At 31.0% G+C, this 21,417-nt stretch carries 22 protein-coding genes and 1 pseudogene; 11 read left to right on the forward strand and 12 right to left on the reverse strand.

What is annotated here, in order from left to right; all coding sequences use genetic code 11:
- Positions 1–58: 58 nt before the first annotated feature.
- From B4E95_RS02470 to B4E95_RS13050, 8 genes and pseudogenes are all read right to left on the reverse strand, one after another.
- Complete coding sequence (locus B4E95_RS02470) at positions 59–610, reverse strand: ferritin (protein WP_291063810.1); 552 nt, start codon at positions 608–610, stop codon at positions 59–61.
- A 229-nt stretch (positions 611–839) separates the two neighbouring features.
- Positions 840–1,115, reverse strand: coding sequence for a hypothetical protein (locus B4E95_RS02475; protein WP_291073092.1), 276 nt, complete (start codon positions 1,113–1,115; stop codon positions 840–842).
- A gap of 308 nt (positions 1,116–1,423) precedes the next feature.
- Positions 1,424–1,690, reverse strand: a complete 267-nt coding sequence (locus tag B4E95_RS02480; protein ID WP_291073109.1) for an outer membrane beta-barrel protein — start codon at positions 1,688–1,690, stop codon at positions 1,424–1,426.
- Positions 1,691–2,039: 349 nt separating this feature from the next.
- On the reverse strand, positions 2,040–2,702 hold the full coding sequence (locus B4E95_RS02485; RefSeq protein ID WP_349680097.1) for an outer membrane beta-barrel family protein: 663 nt from the start codon (positions 2,700–2,702) through the stop codon (positions 2,040–2,042).
- Positions 2,677–2,805, reverse strand: a complete 129-nt coding sequence (locus tag B4E95_RS02490; RefSeq protein ID WP_291063806.1) for a hypothetical protein — start codon at positions 2,803–2,805, stop codon at positions 2,677–2,679. Before B4E95_RS02490 ends, B4E95_RS02485 begins: the two co-directional genes overlap by 26 nt.
- A 336-nt stretch (positions 2,806–3,141) precedes the next feature.
- Positions 3,142–3,789: a carboxypeptidase-like regulatory domain-containing protein gene (locus B4E95_RS02495; RefSeq protein WP_291089691.1), complete on the reverse strand. Its 648-nt coding sequence runs from the start codon at positions 3,787–3,789 to the stop codon at positions 3,142–3,144.
- Between the two features lie 66 nt (positions 3,790–3,855).
- Positions 3,856–4,695, reverse strand: a complete 840-nt coding sequence (locus B4E95_RS02500; protein WP_291089694.1) for an AraC family transcriptional regulator — start codon at positions 4,693–4,695, stop codon at positions 3,856–3,858.
- A gap of 107 nt (positions 4,696–4,802) precedes the next feature.
- Positions 4,803–5,987 (reverse strand): annotated as a pseudogene (locus B4E95_RS13050) (CynX/NimT family MFS transporter).
- A 294-nt stretch (positions 5,988–6,281) separates the two neighbouring features.
- On the opposite strand from B4E95_RS13050, the gene B4E95_RS02515 reads away from it, so the two are divergent.
- The 3 genes from B4E95_RS02515 (at position 6,282) to B4E95_RS02525 (ending at position 10,807) form a co-directional block, all read left to right on the forward strand.
- Positions 6,282–7,049: a helix-turn-helix domain-containing protein gene (locus B4E95_RS02515; RefSeq protein WP_291089702.1), complete on the forward strand. Its 768-nt coding sequence runs from the start codon at positions 6,282–6,284 to the stop codon at positions 7,047–7,049.
- A gap of 229 nt (positions 7,050–7,278) precedes the next feature.
- Positions 7,279–9,420, forward strand: a complete 2,142-nt coding sequence (locus B4E95_RS02520) for a TonB-dependent receptor plug domain-containing protein (RefSeq protein WP_291089705.1) — start codon at positions 7,279–7,281, stop codon at positions 9,418–9,420.
- 10 nt (positions 9,421–9,430) lie between these two features.
- Entirely contained in the window at positions 9,431–10,807 is a 1,377-nt protein-coding gene (locus tag B4E95_RS02525) for an HmuY family protein (RefSeq protein WP_291089709.1), read from the forward strand.
- On the opposite strand, the gene B4E95_RS02530 is transcribed toward B4E95_RS02525, so the two are convergent.
- The gene (locus B4E95_RS02530) at positions 10,760–11,263 is read right to left on the reverse strand and encodes a DUF4256 domain-containing protein (RefSeq protein WP_349680099.1); all 504 of its coding nucleotides are present in this window, start codon (positions 11,261–11,263) and stop codon (positions 10,760–10,762) included. The two genes, B4E95_RS02525 and B4E95_RS02530, sit on opposite strands and share 48 nt — an antisense overlap.
- A gap of 320 nt (positions 11,264–11,583) precedes the next feature.
- Between B4E95_RS02530 and B4E95_RS02535 the strand changes: the two genes are divergently transcribed.
- The 4 genes from B4E95_RS02535 to B4E95_RS02550 are packed head-to-tail and all read left to right on the forward strand — an operon-like array spanning position 11,584 to position 15,703.
- The gene (locus tag B4E95_RS02535) at positions 11,584–12,156 is read left to right on the forward strand and encodes a helix-turn-helix domain-containing protein (RefSeq protein WP_180906139.1); all 573 of its coding nucleotides are present in this window, start codon (positions 11,584–11,586) and stop codon (positions 12,154–12,156) included.
- 10 nt (positions 12,157–12,166) lie between these two features.
- On the forward strand, positions 12,167–12,991 hold the full coding sequence (locus B4E95_RS02540; RefSeq protein WP_291089712.1) for a DUF3347 domain-containing protein: 825 nt from the start codon (positions 12,167–12,169) through the stop codon (positions 12,989–12,991).
- Between the two features lie 15 nt (positions 12,992–13,006).
- Positions 13,007–13,441 (forward strand): hypothetical protein, encoded by a 435-nt coding sequence (locus tag B4E95_RS02545; protein ID WP_409516809.1) that lies wholly within the window; start codon positions 13,007–13,009, stop codon positions 13,439–13,441.
- Between the two features lie 12 nt (positions 13,442–13,453).
- A complete protein-coding gene (locus tag B4E95_RS02550; RefSeq protein ID WP_291089717.1) occupies positions 13,454–15,703 on the forward strand; it encodes a multicopper oxidase domain-containing protein in 2,250 nt (749 codons plus the stop codon).
- A 77-nt stretch (positions 15,704–15,780) separates the two neighbouring features.
- Here the strand turns inward: B4E95_RS02550 and B4E95_RS02555 are convergent, their stop codons facing one another.
- Genes B4E95_RS02555 through B4E95_RS02565 form a run of 3 tightly spaced genes read right to left on the reverse strand, consistent with a single transcriptional unit; the run spans position 15,781 to position 17,750 of the window.
- Positions 15,781–16,359, reverse strand: coding sequence for a TlpA family protein disulfide reductase (locus B4E95_RS02555; protein WP_291089720.1), 579 nt, complete (start codon positions 16,357–16,359; stop codon positions 15,781–15,783).
- A gap of 2 nt (positions 16,360–16,361) precedes the next feature.
- Positions 16,362–17,336, reverse strand: coding sequence for a TQO small subunit DoxD (locus B4E95_RS02560; RefSeq protein WP_291063778.1), 975 nt, complete (start codon positions 17,334–17,336; stop codon positions 16,362–16,364).
- 51 nt (positions 17,337–17,387) lie between these two features.
- Positions 17,388–17,750 (reverse strand): hypothetical protein, encoded by a 363-nt coding sequence (locus B4E95_RS02565; RefSeq protein WP_291063776.1) that lies wholly within the window; start codon positions 17,748–17,750, stop codon positions 17,388–17,390.
- A gap of 85 nt (positions 17,751–17,835) precedes the next feature.
- Between B4E95_RS02565 and B4E95_RS02570 the strand changes: the two genes are divergently transcribed.
- The 4 genes from B4E95_RS02570 (at position 17,836) to B4E95_RS02585 (ending at position 21,386) form a co-directional block, all read left to right on the forward strand.
- On the forward strand, positions 17,836–18,840 hold the full coding sequence (locus B4E95_RS02570) for a FecCD family ABC transporter permease (protein WP_291063775.1): 1,005 nt from the start codon (positions 17,836–17,838) through the stop codon (positions 18,838–18,840).
- On the forward strand, positions 18,837–19,826 hold the full coding sequence (locus B4E95_RS02575) for an ABC transporter ATP-binding protein (protein ID WP_291063774.1): 990 nt from the start codon (positions 18,837–18,839) through the stop codon (positions 19,824–19,826). Before B4E95_RS02570 ends, B4E95_RS02575 begins: the two co-directional genes overlap by 4 nt.
- Positions 19,795–20,484 (forward strand): SDR family NAD(P)-dependent oxidoreductase, encoded by a 690-nt coding sequence (locus B4E95_RS02580; RefSeq protein WP_221855271.1) that lies wholly within the window; start codon positions 19,795–19,797, stop codon positions 20,482–20,484. The genes B4E95_RS02575 and B4E95_RS02580 overlap by 32 nt, the downstream gene beginning before the upstream one ends.
- Before the next feature lie 77 nt (positions 20,485–20,561).
- A complete protein-coding gene (locus tag B4E95_RS02585; RefSeq protein WP_221855273.1) occupies positions 20,562–21,386 on the forward strand; it encodes a GLPGLI family protein in 825 nt (274 codons plus the stop codon).
- The last annotated feature ends 31 nt before the right edge of the window (positions 21,387–21,417 follow it).

Consider the following 21,417-nt stretch of genomic DNA (forward strand, 5'->3'; position numbering starts at 1 on the left):
ATCTCAAAGGGCTAATTTCTTTTAAGAAATTAGCCCTTTGAGATGAATGATGAATAAATTATTCTGCTAATGGATTAATTTGATCTGCTGTCGGAAAATCTTGTCCTGTATTACCGATCGTTTTGTTTAAATCAAATTTTGCAGCATCAGACATATTAGCCCCACCCGCTAATTTTACTTTGTCTAATAAATCGAGTGCTAATTTTTCTTCTTCACGTTGTTCAGCAACCAACCATTGTAAGAAATTCGATGTTGCCCAATCTTCTTCCTCCATACTCATTTTTACAATTTTGTAGATGGATTCGGTATTTTCGATTTCTTGTTTTAAAACAGCTTGAAAACACTCTAATACATTTTTAGGTTCAGGTCCAGGTTTTTTAATTGCTTCAATTTTTACAATACCACCACGTTCTTGCACATATTCTATAATTTTAGCCATATGTACTCGTTCTTCCTGAGAGTGTTTCATCATAAAATTTTTGACTCCGTCCAATTGATTTTCATCTGCCCAACATGCAAGCATAAGATAAATTTGTGCAGAAAAAGCTTCTAATGTAATTTGATCATTTAGTGCTTTTTGTAATGTTTTAGAAATTCTTGTTGTATTCATTTTTAAGTAGAATTTATTTTGAAAATATTGAATGTAATTTTCGCGCCAAACCCTTTTTTTAATTGTTAATACTTTCTAAAATATTGATATTTAGATTTGTTTCAAATATTTTGATAACCTTAAACCTTACTTCTTATTATAAAAATCAATTTGTCGTTGAATTGTTTTTTCGGTTTGAATAATGTCTAATATTAGAATTTTGATGGTCTCTTTTTTGTTCTTTTCTGTTTCATAAAAGTTGGAGTATAAGAAATTCATGAAAAATTCTGTTTTGTTCTTCAATATTAGATAAAGAAGTGATTTTATCATAATTTATCAAGTCAATTTTGGAAGTAGAAACTGATTTCCAAGCGCTTGTTTTAATTTGAGGAATAAAAACACCTTTACATTTCATTGTGACATCCAAAATGTTAACACTTTCGTTATCAGCATAGTATTCCAGCGAATCGACATAAGAATTTTGCAATGGAATATTGTATTTTATTTCTTCTGTTGTTTCATTCAATTCACTTTTTATTGTTGAAAATACTTGATAAATATAAACTTTGTCTTTTCTATTTGTGTTCCAATTGTCAATAAACAGCGCAATCAAAATACCTACGGTAACAGGAATAATTTCTTTAATAAATTGAATAATTTTCTAATGCTTTCTTCATTAATTTTAGTTCTTGTTAATTTATATTGATGTGTTAAATCAAATAAATATCTCATATTCATCGGAATGCACTTTAACTATTTTCAAATTTTTTGATAAATAGTGGCGAAATTTAAAGGTTAACAGTTATGTTGATGTTTTTGAGATTTATATTAAGTTTAATTTGCTCTGTTTTGTTCCTCGAAATTCACTTTTTTGTTGTTTTCTTTCACTTTGTTATTTCCAAAATTGTATGTTAAACTAAGTTTAAAACCTCGGTAATCATTGTATTGATAAAACTCCGAACGATAATCGCTATTATACGAATACCCTTTGTTTTTAATCGTTTTGAATACATCATTTACCACAAAATTAGCTTGTAATTTTTTATCGAAAAACGAAGCTTTAATGCCTGGCGAAAATTCTAATTGATCTTGCAGTTTTATGTTGGCATAGGTGAATGAAAGCGAATGTCAGAAGTTCAGCATCAAATACCGCTTTTTATTATAATTTAGTGTAATAGTCTTGTAAAAGGTATATGACATCGAATAAACTTTCATTTTTTCCAATTCAGAAATTGTCGGTTTTGTGATTGTATAAGATGCATTTGCATTGATTGAGGTTTCCCAAATTTTGAAAATTGTGTTGTAATATACAATATTGAATCCCGTTCTGTTTTGGTCATAACTATTTTTATTACGTTGCTGTAAATTTCGTCCGAAAAACGTGTAATATTCGATGTGTTATTTTGGCTAAATTGATAGTATAGTCCAAATGTAAATTTTCCTTTGTAGATTAATTTAGTTCAATATTATCATTAAATGATGGTTGTAATTTAGGAATTCCTGTGTAATACATATACGGATTCGTGTACCAACGGAATGTATTTAAAGATTGAAAATTGGGACGATTTATTCTTTTGGAATAATCGATACTGAACGAATGATTTGTATTTGGTCTATAACTTATATAAGCTGTAGGAAAGAATTTTCCGTAGATCTTTTTCAGACTGCTGTTTTCGTCATTTGGTGTAAAACCTTCTAGCGAAGTGTATTCGTATCGTAAACCAGGTTTTGCTGACCATTTTTGATTGAAATCTTTTTGAAAACTCACATAAGCCGCGTAATTATTTTCTTTGTACTGAAAAACATTGCTGTTAGTAGGAATCAAAATAAAATCTACTCCATCAAATTCATAATATCCCACATTCGATTTGTTGTCGAGCAAAGTATATTTTAACCCCGTTTCTATATTCAACCATTTGTAAGGTAAAGTAAAATCAACTTGCATCGAAAAGATCGAATACTTCATTTTTCTATTGTTTTGGATTAAAGTTTCGTTATTATTCAACTCATTTTGTGTATTAAAATCATTGAATTTTTTGGGTGAATTATTTAGAAAATTCGCGGTAAAATTTAGCTTTTTTCCAATGCTATCTAATTTTGTCATAATAGGCATTCAAGGTATGTGTATGTGTTGACCAATGTTCTTTTTGATTGGTATACAAAGTAGAATCGATAATAGAATGTGTTTGATATCGGCTGATTCCTTTTGTATCCATATCATAATTCAACTTGCTATAACTGTAAATAAATCCTGTATTTTGATTTTTATTGATTTTGACATCTAAGTTATAATTAACACTAAAAATCTTTGGATTATCATGCCTTTCTTCGTTTGTATAAATTGCGGTTTCTTTCCCAATAAGATTTCGACTACTGTGTAATTTGTAATTAATATCACCTTGATTTATTTTTAGTGAACTACTTATTTTATTCGATTGATAATTAAGCGTTCCGCCCGTTCTGAAACCATTGTGCGAATCTCGTTGATACGAAGAATTTACACTCCCGCTCCAGCCAAGATTGGGATTTTTCTTTAAAATAATATTAATAATTCAATTATTTCCTTGCGCATCATATTTTGAAGGAGGAGTTGTAATGATTTCGATTTTCGCAATATCGTCGGAGTGCAGCGATTGTAGATAATTCGTTAGTTCGCTTCCTGATAAATTAAGCATTCTGTCATTTACCATTACAGCAACATTTCTTTTTCCGACAATCGAAATATTATCATTAATGACATTCACCATTGGTGTGTTTCGTAAAGCGTCCAAAGCAGACATTCCTTGCGAAGCAATAGAATTTTCGATATTGTAAACAAGACGATCTACTTTCTGTTCAATCAATTTCTTTTTTGCTGTAATCGTTGTGCCTTCTAAAGTTGTAGCATCTTGAATTTTGACAAGCCCTAAGTCTTTATCTTGCTTGATTTCTATTTCTTGAGAATAAAATTCTACGCCAAATTGTTCTATTTTAGGTAAATAAGTTCCAGCATCTATTTTCATAGAAAATAATCCCAGACTATCTGTATACGCTTGGTTGATAAGTAAACTATCATTTTCGAAAAGAAGAATATCAGCAAATTCAAGTGCTTTATCATGTTGATTGATCACTTTTCCTTTTATTGTGAATTGTTGCCCAAATGCTGATGAACAAAAGCTAAAGGCAATCAAATAGCAGCTAATCAAAATAAGATTTTTCATATGTTATATTAATTTATAACAAAGAAAAAGTATCGAAGAAAGATAAAATTGAAAAAATCGTGCAGCTTAATGTTGCGCATAAATCCAAGCCAATTGTTCTTGTTGAATGCTTGTTTTATTTCTTAATTGATTGGGCGATTGTCCCGTAATTTCTTTAAAATCGCGGATAAAATGATATTGATCTGTATAATTATTTTGGTAAGCGATATGCGTAAGTTTTTCTTTTTCGAAATGAAGAACAGAATCTAGCGCTTTTCTAAATCGAACTGTTTTCAAAAAAGATTTCGGACTTTGCCCAATTTGATTCATAAACAGCCGATATAAAGTAGATTCGTTCATAGAAAGTTGTTTGGCTAAAGGACTAACTTTTAATTCATCTTTTTGTTGAATAAGGTATAAGATTTCTTTGGTTTTAGTATTTAAATAATCTTGATTTAAACTTTTCAATAGTATATTTTCGAGCATTAAAATTCTTTTTAACGAATTCTTTTCCTCAAATAATTGTTCTGTAAAATCTGTTGCAAATTTTGGGAAAATCATTTCGAAAACTTCATCAATTTTAATTAATTCATCGTACGAAATATTTGTAAATAAACGTAACGCAGCTGGATGAAAAATAATACAAACTTCATCTAAAGCAGCATTAATGCTTACATTAAGATTAGATTCGTGAAATCCTGATAAATAACTTTTGTACGTAACATTTCCTTTTAAGGTAAAAAGATGTTTGTTAGTTTTATTTTTTTCGAGAATGATTTTATTCTGCTTGTAAATGGAAAGACAAAGATTAGTATTAGGAAAGGTTGAATAATCAATCTTTTCATCCTTTTCAGATCTGAAAAGGATGAAATATTGAACAATATTTTTTAATTCAGGATGATGAGGTTGTATAATTTTGGTTTTCATAAACGTACATGTAATATAATCAATTTGTGCGAATAACACGTTGATAACGTGTTCTATTCTATAGACGTTTTTGTTTGATATATGTTACTTGTAAGTTTGAATTATTTTTAATTTTCCTCCACAAATTTGGGTTGAGAAGCTTTTGTTCCAAAAAATGTTAGGATCATCATGCAGAACATTAAAAAGTATAATGAATAGCTCCAAGTAGAATCGATATCATATAATTTTCCGAAAATAGGAGGTCCAAATGCTGCAATTAAATAACCAACAGATTGTGCCATTCCCGAAATTTTAATAGTTCCGACCATTGTTTTTGTTCTCAATGAGAAGAATAAAATAGAAAGACTAAAGACAAATCCTCCTGCAATTCCAATTAAAATCGCACTCAAATAACTGAATTTTGCTTTGAAAATTAACAATGTTATGATTCCAATAAAATATAAAATGGAAGTTATGTAAATCATAATTTTTGGATTTTTCATGCGTGAGGCTAAAACTGGACTGATTAACATGGCGGGTAACATGGCAAGTTGTAAAACCGAAAATACCCAACCTGCATTGGTTTTTGTCATGCCAAAATCAATGAGTAAAGTAGGTAATAATGCAACTAAACAATAATAAATCTACGATTGTAATCCCATAAAAATACTAATGTTCCATGCTTGTTTCGATTTGAAAATATTGAATTTTACATCCTCTGATTGAACAGTTTTTTGTTGAGTCGTTGATTTATTTTTTAAGGAATCAATACAGACAATTATAAGTGCAGCTATAGCCGCTATAATCCAAACTCCAAGAGAACCTTTCCAACCTAAATTTGTCCAGTTTCCAATTGCAATACTCAATCCAGAAGCTAATGCGGCGATTAAACTCATCGAAACCGAAAAAATACCTGTCATAATTCCAATTTTTGTTGGAAACGTATTTTTTATATAGGCTGGTGTCAAAACATTTCCAATACAAATTCCCAATCCAATTAGTAACGAACCGATATATAACATTGAAATATTGCCGTAAATACGAGCGTAAATCCCGATAATTAGAATGATTAAGGAATAAATTAATCCATGTCGAATGTTAATTTTTGCAGTGGCTTTACTCACCAAAATTGAACAAAATGCGAACACGAAAAGTGGAATTGAAGTCAATAAACTTGCCTGAAAATTGTCTATTTTTAAGACAGATTTCATTTCATCTAAAATTGGACTAACAGCGGTATTTGGTGCTCTTAGGTTAGTTGAAACTAAAATGACAACTGCAATTCCAATCCAAATATTTTTATTTTTTTCCATTGACTTGATATTTCTAATTCGGTTACAAAATTAATCATGTCGTTTTTATTAATTTTGCCATATATTATATTTAGAACGACAAATAAAATTAACATTTTGTATATCTTGAATTAAAATTCGTCAGTTCGAGTGATTTTTAGAAATGAAATGAATAAAAATTGTATCGAGAATTAAGATGAATTTTTATCTTCTAAAACCTTATTCTCGATATAAAATTCTTCCAGAATTTCACTCGAACTGACGGTTTTATTGCTATAATTAGCTAAATGTACAAAAGGAAAAATTAATTCATTTATGAAACAAATTATTGGAGAATATTCGGATCATATGACGACCAATACTTATGTTTGGTACGAGAAGAATCGCAAAAATGCGGATGAGGTTCATTCGCATGATTATTTCCAATTGAATTATGTTGAAGAAGGTTACCAATATTTTCATATCGAACAAAAGATTTATTTAGTCCCTCAAAATCATGTTATTTGGATTCCTGCAAATAAGCTACATCGTACAACTTCTGAGGCGAAAACCGTCAATCCAATGTTGATTTTGTTTAAAGAAACTTTTAAGGAGGATTTTTACAACGATATTCATGTTTTTGTTGCACCGCCAATTCTAAAGGAAATGATGCTATATGCTTCAAAATGGAATAAATTTTTGGTAGAAGATAAGGAGCAAAAGATTTTCTTAAATTCGATGTTGTATAGTTTGCCTCATTTTTGTGATGAAAACCATAATTTGGAGTTGCCAGTTCTTGTTGATAAACGTTTAATTCCTGTGAGTGAGTACATTCATTTTCATTATTCGACAAATTTTAATTTGAATGAATTGACAGATAAAGCGAATATGTCTGCTCGAAATTTGCAACGAATTTTCAAACAAGAAACGGGAATTACACTTCAAAAATATATGCAACTTGTCCGAATTCTAAAAAGTATTGAATTAATAGATACCAATAATTTTACATTGAGCGAAATAGCTTATAAAGTCGGTTACAAAAGTTTGTCTGCTTTTACAGCGTCTTATTTTGCTGTTACAAAAACAAAACCTAAACGAAAATAATTCGTTTTAATTTCCTTCAATTTTTAGTTTCCTTAATTTAATTTTTAACAAATTAAGTTGATTGATAATGTTTTAACATCTCATTCTTTTATCAGGATTAGAAGATGAAACTCGATTTTTATCAGTATTCAATAAATTAATTTAGAATAAATAAAAATAAATTAAAAAATTCGTTTACATTTGTCTTATTAATTATTAGACTAATTCTAAATAATAAAATTAAGGACAAATGAAGAGGCGCTTTTTTCTACTAAGCTTACTTACAACACTAACTCTACAGGCTCAAGAAATTAATTCGTTTCCAAAAGATTCGACGATTAATTTGGAACAAACCGTTATTTCTGGGCAATATAATGCACAATCGGTCAAGAAATCTATTTACGAAGTAAAAGTGATTTCGCAAGAAATGATCGAGCGACAAGCAGGAAATACATTGGCAGATGTTTTAAATCAAACATTGAATATGAATATTATTCCGAGTTCTTCTACAGGAAAATCGACGGTGCAAATGTTTGGTTTGGATGCGCAATATTTCAAAATTTTGGTGGATAATATTCCATTAGTTAACGACGAAGGTTTAGGAAATAATACCGATTTAACGCAAATTAATTTAGATGATATTCAGCAAATAGAAATCGTAGAAGGAGCGATGGGAGTTGAATACGGAGCGAATTCTATTGCGGGAGTGATCAATATTATTACTAAAAAAGGAGGGAAGAATAAATTTGATATTTCTGCGACTTTGCAAGAGGAAACAATTGGCGACGAATACAATTGGAAAAATAAGGGAAGACATATACAATCCTTGAAAATCGGGCATAAATTTTCAGACAAAATCTACGCTAATTTAAGTTTTTCACGTAATGATTTTCAAGGGTTTTTTGATGATAGAAAAGGAAAGAATTATCCTAATAATGATGGATTGAGAGGATACGAATGGTTGCCAAAAGAGCAAAATGCAGCAAAAGCATTTGTTCAATATAAAAAAGACAATTATCGTTTGTTTTATAAATTCGAATATTTCAACGAAGAGACCAAGTATTACGATCCCAATCCAACTCTTGCACCGAATGCGCCAACTGCGACGGTTGATTATTTTGGAAAAGATAGAACGTATACAACAGATCGTATTTACAATCACTTAAATGCTTCTGGGCGATTTAGAAAAGCAATTAATTATGATGTTTCGTTTTCATATCAAGAACAAAAAAGAAAATTGAAATCGTATAATTATGAAATTCTTGAAGGTGTTGAACATGATGTAAACAAATTCGAATATGAAAGTCGAAAGGTGTATTATTCGAAAGGAATGTTCAGCAATTTTATCAATAAAAATGATTATTTCGATTTTCAATTTGGTTATGAAATCGATCAAACAAAAGGTTTTGCTTCAACTTCGGCAGGAGAATTTTTTCAAAAACCGATAGAAAGAAAATTAGGAACGTATGATTTTTTTGCTTCTTCTGAGATTAATCTAAATGATAAACTTTCGTTTCGCCCAGGCGCTCGCGTGATGTTTTCGGAGCAATTTGATACGCAATATGTGATGAGTTTGAGTGCGAAATATCTATTTGGAAAACAGTGGGAATTGCGCGCGATTGTTGGGACTTCGCCACGTTTGCCAAATTATGAGGAAATGTATTCGTATTTCGTAGACGTCAATCATAATGTGCAAGGAAACGAAAATCTGAATCCAGAAAAAGGAGTTTCTGCTTTTGTTCACTTAAAAAAGAATTGGTATATCGGAGAAAATAATTCATTAGAGCAAAAAGTATCGTTGTGGAAAATTAATCTGAAAGATAAGATTGATTTGATTGTTGTCGAAGAATCTCCATTGAAATATCAATATCGTAATATTGATAATTACGATGTACAAGGTATTACGTATTTGAATCAATTCAAAGTCCATCAATTTTCGGGAGGAGTTGGTTTTACGTTGACAGGCATCAAGCAAGATATTGATGAAGCAGTTGCTGTAAATTCAGTTAAAAATAAATATTTCTATTCAACGCAAATCAATGCAAATGTTTCGTACACTTTGCCAAAAACCAATACAATTTTCTCACTTTTCTATAAATACAATGGAGCTCAAGAGCAATTTGTCTTGAAAAATAATCCGTCAAATACAAGTGAACAAATTTTAGTAAAAGGTAAACAAGAAGCTTTTAACTGGATAGATGCGTCAATAAGACAAAGTTTTTGGAACAAAAAACTTAGTTTAACAATTGGTGCAAGAAATCTTTTTGATGTTAAGTATTTGAACAGTTCATCTGGAAATGATGGTGCTCACAGTCAAGGTTCTACGAGTATTTTGTATGGATATGGACGTTCGTATTTCGCTAAACTTACCTTCAATTTAGGAATTAATTAATCAAAAAATCATGAAAAAAATATTTATATATACCCTATTGTTTAGTCTTTCTTTTTGGTGGTCGTGTAATGATGAAAACAATCCAATTGGACAAGATTTTGTTGTTGCTTTTAAGGATGCAAGTATCGATTTTAGTAAGATTGATAATGAGAAAACAATAAATTTAATTTATTCTAAAGTAGCAGAGCAAGATGGAGAAATTCATATTAAAGTAACCGAAGATAAGGCAACTTACGATGTCGATTATTCAACTTCTGTTGCAGTTACAAATCAAGAAATTATTATTCCAATAAAAAAAGGTGAAACGTCGACAAGTTTTACGTTCAGGAATTTGATTTATCCATTTGATCGTTCTGATAAAACGATTCAGTTTGAAATTACAAAAATTGATTATCCATCAGCTATTATTCAAGGATATTCGTCAACAAAAATCTCTTTCGAAAATTCGATTGGAGGAACAATGGATGTGGAAATCGGCGGACCAAATGAGCAATATCAAGTTTATGTAGACTTAAGTAAAGGAACGCAAACAAAGGTAAAAAGAGATTCTTGGGATTTAGGGTTTTATAATGGAACAAATTTCCGCGTGATGTTAAATACTTCTATTTATATGGCGGTAAAAGCGTTGGACGAAACCGATTTGTCGAAAGTAACAAAAGCATCGGTTGGGAAATTAATCAACGAAGTTGCGGTAGGTACATTTACAGATTCGAACAAAGAATATGTTGACGATCCTGCTGGTGATATTATGAAAACGGCGATTGCGGAAATTAAAGAATCGGATAATCCAGTTTATTTACTGAATTTGGGTTACGAAGTGGGAACTTCAACGCCTGCGGTTGGTTCGGCTGCTGTTGCTGGGAATTCGCGCGGTTGGAAAAAAGTGAAATTCATCAAAAAAGACGAGCAATATGTGATGCAATATGCCGATTTGGATGATACGACTTACAAAGAAAAAGTCATTGCAAAAACGACGACGCACAATTTTGTTCACTTCAGTTTTACGACGAATGATATTGTAAATGTTGAACCTCCAAAATTAGAATGGGATTTGAATTTTACAGTTTTCACTAATCTTATTACAGGAAATGGTTCGTATGGATATTCGGATTATGTGGTCAATAATCTGAAAACAGGTGCAAAAGCCTATCGTGTAGATGTAACCAATGAAATTACTTACGAAAAATTTAATGAAACGATGATTGATGAAACAAAATTTTTGGACGATCAGCGTGCAATTGGTGATTCTTGGCGACAAGTTACTGCTCCTCAAAAATTATTCTCGGATCGATTTTATATCATCAAAGATGCAGAAAATAATTATTACAAAATTAAGATGTTAGCTTTTCTGAATGCTTCTGGTGTGAGAGGTTATCCAAAATTTTAAAATTACTCTAAAACCACGAGATGCATAATAAGATTGCGCGCCGTTACGATAAATAAAAACAGTTCCGTAACGATAATCGCCAAATATAGCGCTGCCTAATTCTCTAATTTTTTCTGGTGTTTTTAACCAACTTGAGTTTTTTTGATCGACAATTTCTACAGCTTGCAACAAATGATATTCTTCTTCGGTAAGCAACTCAATTTTCATACTTTTTGCGACATCTATCGCATTATTTTTTGGTTGATGTTCTTTGCGAGATGTCTGTCCTTCGTAATCATACGCCAAACTTCTACGCTCTTTTGGACTTTCTGCCGAACAATCTACAATATGATACTCGTCTGTTTTATCATCATAAAAAATAACATCAGGTTCACCTCCTGAAATTTCCATTTGATGTAACGACCAAATTTTTTCAGGTTGATTAATGATTTTTTCTTCAATCTTTAGCCAATCCAAATCTTTATGTCGTGCATATTTTTCTAAAAGCGTTCTTTCAAAATCTGAATGCAGTTTTGTTGTTCTGCTGGAGTTAATTCGTTTTTTGTCATAGAATTTATTGTTTTGAGAAATTATTTTTCTAATCAAATATATTCAAAAACCAGATGATTTTGGTAATTCATTTATCAAGAATAGGTTAATGAAAAATGATTAATCTGAAAATTATATACATCATCTTCCAAATTGTATAATCTTTTGAAATGAAGTTGTACGAAATTTGTAACATAAGATTTTGTAAATTTAAGTGAATTAAATCGCTAAATTTCGAAGAATATATTATGGAAAATACAAGTAAATTATTTATAAAAAATATGGTTTGTCATCGCTGTAAAGTAGTGGTTGGACGAATTTTGAAGATGAATAACATCGAAACAAATCATATCGAATTGGGAGAAGTTGAATTGAAAAATCCGATAGATGCTGATCAATTAGAATTAGTTCGAAATGAATTGGAAGAAGTTGGTTTTGAATTAATCGATGATAAACGTAGCAAGTTGATTGAACAAATCAAAACATTGATTATTCAATTGGTTCATCAAGAAAATAACGAACTGAAAGTTAATTTGTCTGATTATTTGAGTGAACAAACGAAGTTAGATTATAAATATATTTCGAATCTTTTTTCAGAAATGGAGGGGCAAACAATTGAGAAATATTTTATTCAACAAAAGATCGAAAAAGTCAAAGAATTAATGATTTATGATGAGTTATCGTTGAGTGAAATTGCATTTCAATTGAATTATTCGAGTGTGGCACATCTTAGTGCGCAATTTAAAAAAGTAACTGGTTTGACGCCTTCTGTTTTCAAACAATTGAGCAAACATACGCGTCGACCAATTGATAAAATCTAAATCAAAAATCATGAAAAAATGTAGTTTTTTAGTTATCGGAAGTTTTCTTGCTTTTGCAGCAAATGCACAGTTTAAAAATCAAGAAACAAAACAATTTGAAGTGAAAGGAAATTGTGCAAATGCAAAAGAATTAATTGAAAAAGCGGGAAATCAACCTCGAATTTCGAAAGTGGATTTTGATGCAACGACTCAAATAGCTTCGATTTCGTACAATAAAGCAAAAACAAATTCGAACGAAATCTTGAAAAACATCGCGCTAGCAGGTTTTGATAATGCAGAGTATATGGCGCCTGATGTAGCTTATGCAAAATTGGAAAAAGATTGTCAATATTCTCGGGATAAAAAAATAGTGATGAATTATCAAGAAATGAATCATTCTAATCATAATCAAACCGAAACTTCTCAACAAAAAAATCAATTATCTCAAGTTTTTGACGTTTATTTTTCGCTGAAAGATGCATTTGTAAAAGTCAATGAAAGTGAAACTTCGAAACAAATTACTGCATTTAATAAATCAATTTCTGTTGTAGAAATGGGTAAACTTTCACATGAATCGCATATGGTTTGGATGGAAGTTTTGAATGATTTAGAAACAACTTCGAAACAATTATCGCAAGAAAAAAATATTGAGAAACAGCGCATAATTTTTGCAAAATTATCACAACCAATGTACAAATTAGCTCAAAAAGCAAATTTAGGTTACACAGTTTATTATCAAAATTGTCCAATGTTTAACGGCAGTTCGAATTGGTTGAGTAAAGAATCAGATATTAAAAATCCTTTCTACGGAAATATGATGTTGACATGTGGAAGCACAGTTGAAACATTGAAATAATAATTAAAAAATAGAATGAAAATGAAGAATTTAAAGATAGTTTTAGTAGTTTCAATATTAAGTGTTTTTTCATTAACATCTTGTCAAAATAAAACAGAAGAACCAACAGTTATTACTCATGAAGAACAAATGTCAGAAATGATGCAACCTTCGGAAACAATGGCTTACAATGTTGGAGATAAGGTTCCGAATAAGCAAGTTTGTATGGTGAACAATGCGTATATGGGCAAAGATCAGTTCGAAGTTACTTATGACGGAAAAACCTATTATGGATGTTGTAATATGTGTGTAGAAAGAATTCCGAATGATGAAACTGCGCGTAAAGCAAAAGATCCTTTTACAGGAAAAGAGATTGATAAAGCAAATGCGTATATCGTTTTGAAAGATCAGCAAGGAAATGTTGATTATTTCGAAAATGAGGAGAATTATAAGAAGGTTAGTCAGTTATAATAAATCATTCACATGAGGAAATTACTTTTTTTACTTTTTGTTCCTTCGACGATTGCTTTACAAGCTCAAAAACGTGTAGAATACGATTTATATGTACGTGATACTATTGTTAATTTTTCTGGTAAGGATAAAAAAGCTATTTCGGTAAATGGTCAAATTCCGATGCCAACTTTGGAGTTTACGGAAGGTGATACGGCTGTCATTCGTGTACATAATAAATTGAATGAAGATACTTCTATGCATTGGCATGGTGTGTGGTTACCGAATAAAGAAGATGGAGTTCCGATGTTGACGCAAATGGGAATCAAACCAGGTGAAACGTACACGTATTCATTTCCAGTTATTCAGAACGGAACACATTGGTATCATAGTCATTCTGGATATCAAGAGCAAATTGGAATGTATGGTTCTATGATTTTGAAAAAACGCGAAAACGATCCTACTTTCCGAAAAGGGATTGATGATTTACCAACAATTCCTGTAATGTTGAGTGAATGGACAGATCTTAATCCAAAAAATATTCAGCGAATGTTGCATAATGCAAACGATTGGGCGGGAATCAAAAAAGGTTCAACGCAAAGTTATGCTGAAGCAATTCGAGAAGGGCATTTCAAAACAAAATTGACCAACGAATGGAAACGTATGTTGGCAATGGATGTGAGCGATGTTTATTACGAAAAATTCTTGATAAATGCTCAGAATGAAAGTCAACTGAAACAATTCAAAGCAGGTGATAAAGTTCGTTTACGTATTTCGAATGGTGGTGCGTCGACTTATTTTTGGTTGCGTTATGCGGGCGGAAAAATTACGGTTGTAGCAAATGATGGAAACGACGTAGAACCTTTGGAGGTTGATCGTTTGATTATTGGCGTTTCCGAAACCTACGATGTTGTAGTTACAGTTCCTGAAGGTGGTTTATCGTACGAATTTCAAGCAACTTCTGAGGATAGAACGGGTTCGGCTTCGTTGTTCATTGGTGAAGGAAAGAAACAATTGATGGAACCACTTCCAAAATTGAAGTATTTCGAAGGTATGAAAATGATGAATGACATGATGAATATGGATGGAACGATGAACGATATGGGAATGAAAATGAGCTTACAGCAAATGGACATGAACACTGTAATGTATCCTGAAATTACCGGCGAATCGAAAATGAAATCCAAAAAATCAAAGAAAGATTCTGTTGAAAATCATTCAGAAATGGTTGAAATGGATCATTCTTCGCATGGAAATACATCCTCAAACATTACCACTTTAAATTACGGAATGTTAAAATCACCTGAAAACACAACACTTCCGAAAGATGCTCCAATAAAAGAAATGCGTTTCGAATTAACAGGAAATATGAATCGCTATGTGTGGAGTATGGATAACAAAGTGTTTTCGGAATCGGATAAAATTCCAGTCAAAAAAGGCGAAATTCTGCGTATTACCTTATATAATAATTCGATGATGCGCCATCCGATGCATTTACATGGTTTCGATTTCCGTGTTATCAATAAAAATGGTGAATATTCTCCGCTGAAAAATGTGTTGGATATTATGCCATTGGAAACAAATGTCATCGAATTTGAGGCAAATACAGAAGGCGATTGGTTTTTTCATTGTCATATTTTGTACCATATGATGGGCGGAATGAATCGCGTTTTTGAAGTTGGAGATTATCAAAATCCAAATTTACCAAACAAAAAACATGCGTATAAAATGTTACAAATGGAAAGTAACATGAAGCATGTTATGGTAGAAAATGATTTCGCTACAAATGGGTTAGATGGTATGTTGATGGTGCAAGATGCGCGTTGGGCTTTGACTTCGGAGTGGGGAATTGGTTACAAACCAGAACATGGTTATGAAGTAGAAACACATTTGGGACGTTTTATCGGTCGAAATCAATGGTTTCAAGTTTTTGTAGGATTTGATTGGAATCAACACAAAATGTTAGCCGAACACGGAAATGTAGAGAAGAATATTTTTGGTCAAAAAACTAATCGAAACAAGGGCTTATTCAGTGCTGGTTTTGTGTATAAATTACCAATGTTAATTGATTTCCAGACTGAAATTTATCACACAGGAAAAGTTCGTTTGCAATTGATGAGAGAGGATATTCCAATTTCAAAACGAGTTCGCGCAGGTTTTATGTGGAATACAGATAAAGAGTATATGGGCGAGTTGAGCTATATCTTAAACAGAAATATGCACATCAGAACTCATTACGATAGCGATATGGGATTCGGTGTAGGATTGAGGTTAGTTTATTAGAAATATAAAATAGTATAAAACATAAAAAGCTTCGACAATTTTCTCGAAGCTTTTTGTTTTTAGATGATGTTGAATGATTAATTCATCGCTTTCAGTTCATTTAAGAAATCAACAATATCTTGTCCGGAATAATCCGCCATTCCCATTGTTGTATGTGCAATATTTCCTTTCTTGTCTAAAATAACTGTTGTTGGTAACGAACCATTAAAAAACTCAGTTGGAATAGATGAATTTGGATAAACTACAGGCAACGATAAATTTTTACGTTCCATAAATTTTGCTACTTTATCACGTTTTCCTTCTACTTCAACCGTCAAAATAACGATTTCGTTATTATCTTTTACTTTATCATATAATTTCTGAATAGACGGCATTTCCGCGATACAAGGCGGACACCAAGTTGCCCAAAAATTCATGAATACAACTTTACCTTTCAAATCTTCCATATTGATTGCTTTTCCGTCAGCATACACCATTTCGAATGTATAATTTGCTTTAGATTTTGGTTGAGTTGTTGGTTTAACTTTTTCTAATTTCGGTTCAAATAAGCCTAATTTCATTAAACCTTGTTGCATCATTGCTTTTGCTTCTGGCACAAAAAGTAAGACCAAAGCCAGCGCACCTATGATAATTGTTGAATAATTTCTTTTTAACATTGCTATAAATTTGTTATTGTTTGTTCCCATTGTAATCCGCTTATATCGGTTAAAACTACTTTGTGAATTTTTTCTGAAATATCAAAATTCAGATTTGCTTTCGCTCCCAAAGGTAACACCAAACTGTGTTTGTGCGGTGTAACTTTTGCTACATAATAATTCGAAATTTGTTGTTTGTCCAAATTAGATAACTCTTGCATATCCAAACTTTCAATTATTTCATTTTGATGATTATGAAAATCAATTTGGATTAAAAAAGAGCCATAAACATCAGCGCCTTCTATTCGCATTACATCAAACGAAACCTTGTTTTGATGTTGTTTCAAATTTGAGATTTCTACTTTTGGTTTGACAGATTTATTGTGCAAAGTCCCATAAACTCCACCATGAAAAACCTGATTTGTAAACAAAGTAACGAATAAAATAAAAAAACTAAAACCTACAAAATAAGGTCTATACTTTTTGATTGAAATTGAATTCCAATTATTTTCTTGTTGAATAAATTGATTTTTATTGAAAAAATAATCCAACGAAATTTTTCCAGAACCAACCTGAAATAGCGTAAAACCTCCAGCTAATCCTAAAACGCCAATTTGCCATTCGTCCAAACAAGTTGTACCAATCCAGCCCGAACCAAGTAAAATTCCCATTGCCAAAAAGAAAACGGCAATACTCATGATTCGTGTTTTGTAACCAAGCATTAAGAGTAAACCCACAACGCCTTCTACGATGGTGAAGATCCACATGTTCCAAAGCAACGCTTCAGGATTTTCGACTAAATATTGAATAAGTGGTTTGATGAAAAGGGCATTTGGTAAAAAATGATTGAATTTTTCACCAATATAACCTGCAGCTTCTGGATCGAGTTTATTTTCTAAAATTAAACGCCTCCAAAAGGCAGAAAAGTACGTCCAACCAATGACTAAACGTAACGCCAATACAGCATTACCCATTGATAAAACAGATTTATTTTGCATGAATTTTTATATAAGTGATGGAATATTGTTGTCTAAATTAATTAAGGAAAATTAAGATATCAACGAATACTTCAATTGCTTATACAACAGATAAAAAGGTATTTTTGGTGATTGAATTTCATTCGAATCTATATCTTCTTCAATTAATGAAGAACGTGCTAACCCAATGAAATGAATAGATGAATCGAGTAAATCAAAATTCGGAACATCAAGATTCTTTGTTGATTTTTTAATCGTTTCAAATTTAACAACCGAACATGAATTCGAATGATTTTGATTGATTTTGACTTGAGAAGTTTTTGTTTGATGAACATTTTCTACGTCCAAAATCGTATGAATAGAAGCTTTGATGCTACATGGTGTAAATAGCACAAAAATCGAAGAGATAATTAAAACGAAACTTCTAAAATTCATGAAACGAAACTAATCATTAATTTTCAATAAAAACCAATTCACAATTAAACTTTAAGAAATTATTAGAATTTCTATCTTTGTCTTGATGAAAGAAAAACCACTATTTTTTGTTTTAATAATTCTGACGCTTTTACTTTTTGTTTTGAGTTTAAGCGTTGGAAAAGTCTCGATTTCTTTCACCGAAATTTTTAATGTATTTTCTGGTCACTCAGATGAAATGTTGCATAATCTTGTGCTCAATTTTCGTTTACCAAAATCATTAACCGCTTTATTGGTTGGTGTTTCGTTGCCGATTTCAGGTTTTTTAATGCAAGAATTATTCAAGAATCCATTAGCAGAACCTTCTGTTTTAGGAATAACTTCGATGGCAAGTTTAGGCGTTGCGATTGTTATTTTTCTTTTTTCGATGATTGGTTTAGAAGAATTTCTCAATAATCCTTGGATTACAATTATTGCTTCATTTTTAGGTGCAATTGTCGCCTTGTTTTTAGTGATTTCGTTATCATTTCGTGTCAAATCATCCGCTTCTTTAGTGATTATAGGATTTATGATTGCAGGTTTAGCGGGCGCATTAATTGGCATGATGCAATATTTTGCTCCTTCCGATAAAATTAAAGCCTATTTAGTTTGGGGATTCGGTTCGTTGAGTGGTTTATCGTGGCAACAATTAGGCGTTTTCGCTTTATTTGTTTTGAGTGGAATCATCGTTTCATTATTTACTTTAAGAGGAATTACAGCCTTATTATTAGGAGAAAAATATGCACAATCTTTAGGGATTAATATCAAAAAATTACGTTTTACGATTTTAATTTCAACAGCTTTATTAACGGCTTCAGCAACGGCTTTCGCAGGTCCAATTAGTTTTATTGGATTGACAGTTCCACATATTTGTAGAACATTGTTACGAACAGGTGATATGAAAATTTTGTACCGATGGATTTTCGTTTCAGGAATATTTTTCATGTTATTATTTTCGATTTTGACAGAAGTTTTTCCCTTCGGAACATTACCAATTAATATTATCACAGCGTTGTTTGGAGCGCCGATTGTCATTAGTATTTTGTTGAATAACAAAAACGAAGTGCGATGAAAAATACCATTTTGAAATTAGAAAATGTGTCAGTTGGATATGGTTCAAAAGAAATTGTTTTAGCTATAAATGCGACTATAAATTCGAATGAATTGATTGCTGTTTTAGGTAAAAATGGTGCAGGAAAATCAACGTTGATTAATTCGATTTTAGGTTTTCAGAAAACGTTGAATGGACAAATTTATTTAGAAAATAATTCAATCAAAAAATTATCTTCTCATGAAATTGCGCAGCAAATAACGGTTGTTTTACCACGTTTGTCGATTGTTCCAAAAATTAAAGTTTCGGAATTGGTTGCGATGGGACGTTTGCCTTATCACAAGGTTTTGAAAAAGATTTCAGAGGAAGAACAAAACTTAATTGATGAGGTTTTGGAATTGGTTGGAATTTCGAATTTAGCGAATCAATTTGCGAATGAAATCAGCGAAGGTCAATTGCAATTGGTGATGATTGCGCGTGCGTTGTGTCAAGATGCGAAATTGGTGATTTTGGATGAACCGACATCAAATTTAGATTTAGCGAATCAATATCGAATTTTTAATTTACTCAATGAATTAAAATTGAAAACGAATAAATCATTTTTGATGATTACGCATGAAGTTGATTTTGCATTAGAAAAAGCGGATAAAATTTGGTGGATTGAAAATGGAAATCTTTTCGAAAATATTCCAGAACAAATGGCTTTTGAACATCAAATTATTCAAAAATTATCCAATCAAAATCTGATATATGATGAAAAAAATAATCGTTTTTCAACACAAAAATCATTTTCTAAAACGATTGGTGTAAAAGGAAATTCGGAATTGGCTTTTTGGGTAAAAAATGCCTTAATTCGAAATGGAATTTCTGTCGAAAATAATGCGGAAAATCATATTGAAATCACAGAAAATAACATCATCTTTGAAGGAATAAAGTTTGAAACGATAGAAGGAATTGTAAATTTTGTACAACACTATGAAAAATATAATTGTAACGGGAGCGAGTAGAGGAATTGGTTTTGAATTAGCAAAACAACATTTGGAATTAGGAAACCGAGTGTTGACAGTCTCTCGAAATGTAGATAAATTGAAGGAATTAACATCTTTTGCAAAAGAAAATCAATATGATTTTATCGGTGTTGATTTGTCTAATTTTGATGAGATTTCAGAAGTTTTGAAAGCTGTGGAATCTTGGAATAAAGTAGATGTTTTGTACAATAATGCAGGAGTTTGTATCAACAAACCATTTGTAGAAATGCAACAAGAAGATTTGTTAACTTCTTGGCAAATTAATTTTATGGCACCATATCGCTTGATACAAGTTTTGATGCCAAAATTTGATACTTCTTCTCATGTAGTTAATATTTCGACGATGGGAGCTGTGCAAGGTTCGGTGAAATTTCCAGGTTTGTCTGTTTATTCGTCTTCAAAATCGGCAACGGTTAATTTGACTGAATTGTTGGCGGAGGAATTGAAAGACCACGGGCCAAGAATAAATGCAGTAGCGTTGGGAGCGGTACAAACAGAAATGTTAGAAGAAGCGTTTCCGGGATATATTGCGCCTTTACAACCAGATGAAATGGCTGAATATTTGGTCGATTTTGGATTGAATGGTTGGAAATATTTCAACGGAAAAATTCAACAAGCTTCTATTTCTACACCTTAAGAAAAATAGAATTAGATAAATTGTAAAAGTAGCTTTTATGCGACTTTTTTTTATATCTTGTAATAAATTAACATTTTATGAGATATTTAATCGCGATGATAGCTTTAATAGCTACGGTTTTTAGCTGTAAAAAACCTTCTAATTATTTAGTCAAATATAATTTCAATTTTGTTCCAGATTCTATAAATAAATCAGATATAAAAGTTGATGAAATGATTCTCCATACAAATAAGTTGGGCTATACATTTTTATCTAATGATTTATTTACTGCTGATACAACAGATGGAAATATTACAGATTTAATTAAAAATAATAAGATTAGTATAAATGATCTTTTGCAGATGAAAACGTCTCCAAATAATGATTTGAGATTATATTTTAGAAATGATTCTAATCTTTATTATATCAAATCTTCGGTTAATCGTCTAAATTATAGTTTTGAAGATAATGTACCAGAAATTTCATGGAAATTATTAAATGAAGAAAAGAAAATCAATAATTATAAAGTAAAAAAAGCTACAACAAATTTATTTGGTAGAACTTGGGAAGCTTGGTATACAGAAGATATTCCTGTTTCTTATGGGCCTTACAAATTTCATGGATTACCAGGTTTAATTTTGGATATAAAAGATTCTGAAGGTTACTTTCATTTTGAGCCAATTAGTATAAAAGAAAACGAAGATGATGTTGAATATCCGATTTATAAGGATTTTAATAAGATTAATTCGCAAAAATCTGAATTTGTAAAATATATCAAAGATTATAAAGATAACCCAGAAGTTATCACTGCAAAAACGGGAGAAAATACAAAGATTGATCAAGAAAAAAATCTTAAAAAGAAAGAAGAATTAAAGAAACTTAATAACTCTATCGAGAGAGATTTACAGTTTAATATTAAATAATTTTAGCTTGATATGTAATCTTCCCCTTGTT

The sequence above is a fragment of the Empedobacter sp. UBA7494 genome, from assembly GCF_002478465.1.
GTDB lineage: Bacteria > Bacteroidota > Bacteroidia > Flavobacteriales > Weeksellaceae > Empedobacter > Empedobacter falsenii_B.

Excerpts from the sequence above, each read along its gene's own strand:
- B4E95_RS02470 (WP_291063810.1), bottom strand. The coding sequence starts at position 610 with ATGAATACAACAAGAATTTCTAAAACATTACAAAAAGCACTAAATGAT.
- B4E95_RS02485 (WP_349680097.1), bottom strand. The coding sequence starts at position 2,702 with ATGCCTATTATGACAAAATTAGATAGCATTGGAAAAAAGCTAAATTTT.
- B4E95_RS02490 (WP_291063806.1), bottom strand. The coding sequence starts at position 2,805 with ATGGATACAAAAGGAATCAGCCGATATCAAACACATTCTATTATCGAT.
- B4E95_RS02495 (WP_291089691.1), bottom strand. The coding sequence starts at position 3,789 with ATGAAAAATCTTATTTTGATTAGCTGCTATTTGATTGCCTTTAGCTTT.
- B4E95_RS02500 (WP_291089694.1), bottom strand. The coding sequence starts at position 4,695 with ATGAAAACCAAAATTATACAACCTCATCATCCTGAATTAAAAAATATT.
- B4E95_RS02515 (WP_291089702.1), top strand. The coding sequence starts at position 6,282 with ATGAAACAAATTATTGGAGAATATTCGGATCATATGACGACCAATACT.
- B4E95_RS02520 (WP_291089705.1), top strand. The coding sequence starts at position 7,279 with ATGAAGAGGCGCTTTTTTCTACTAAGCTTACTTACAACACTAACTCTA.
- B4E95_RS02525 (WP_291089709.1), top strand. The coding sequence starts at position 9,431 with ATGAAAAAAATATTTATATATACCCTATTGTTTAGTCTTTCTTTTTGG.
- B4E95_RS02535 (WP_180906139.1), top strand. The coding sequence starts at position 11,584 with ATGGAAAATACAAGTAAATTATTTATAAAAAATATGGTTTGTCATCGC.
- B4E95_RS02540 (WP_291089712.1), top strand. The coding sequence starts at position 12,167 with ATGAAAAAATGTAGTTTTTTAGTTATCGGAAGTTTTCTTGCTTTTGCA.
- B4E95_RS02545 (WP_409516809.1), top strand. The coding sequence starts at position 13,007 with ATGAAAATGAAGAATTTAAAGATAGTTTTAGTAGTTTCAATATTAAGT.
- B4E95_RS02550 (WP_291089717.1), top strand. The coding sequence starts at position 13,454 with ATGAGGAAATTACTTTTTTTACTTTTTGTTCCTTCGACGATTGCTTTA.
- B4E95_RS02555 (WP_291089720.1), bottom strand. The coding sequence starts at position 16,359 with ATGTTAAAAAGAAATTATTCAACAATTATCATAGGTGCGCTGGCTTTG.
- B4E95_RS02560 (WP_291063778.1), bottom strand. The coding sequence starts at position 17,336 with ATGCAAAATAAATCTGTTTTATCAATGGGTAATGCTGTATTGGCGTTA.
- B4E95_RS02565 (WP_291063776.1), bottom strand. The coding sequence starts at position 17,750 with ATGAATTTTAGAAGTTTCGTTTTAATTATCTCTTCGATTTTTGTGCTA.
- B4E95_RS02570 (WP_291063775.1), top strand. The coding sequence starts at position 17,836 with ATGAAAGAAAAACCACTATTTTTTGTTTTAATAATTCTGACGCTTTTA.
- B4E95_RS02575 (WP_291063774.1), top strand. The coding sequence starts at position 18,837 with ATGAAAAATACCATTTTGAAATTAGAAAATGTGTCAGTTGGATATGGT.
- B4E95_RS02580 (WP_221855271.1), top strand. The coding sequence starts at position 19,795 with ATGAAAAATATAATTGTAACGGGAGCGAGTAGAGGAATTGGTTTTGAA.
- B4E95_RS02585 (WP_221855273.1), top strand. The coding sequence starts at position 20,562 with ATGAGATATTTAATCGCGATGATAGCTTTAATAGCTACGGTTTTTAGC.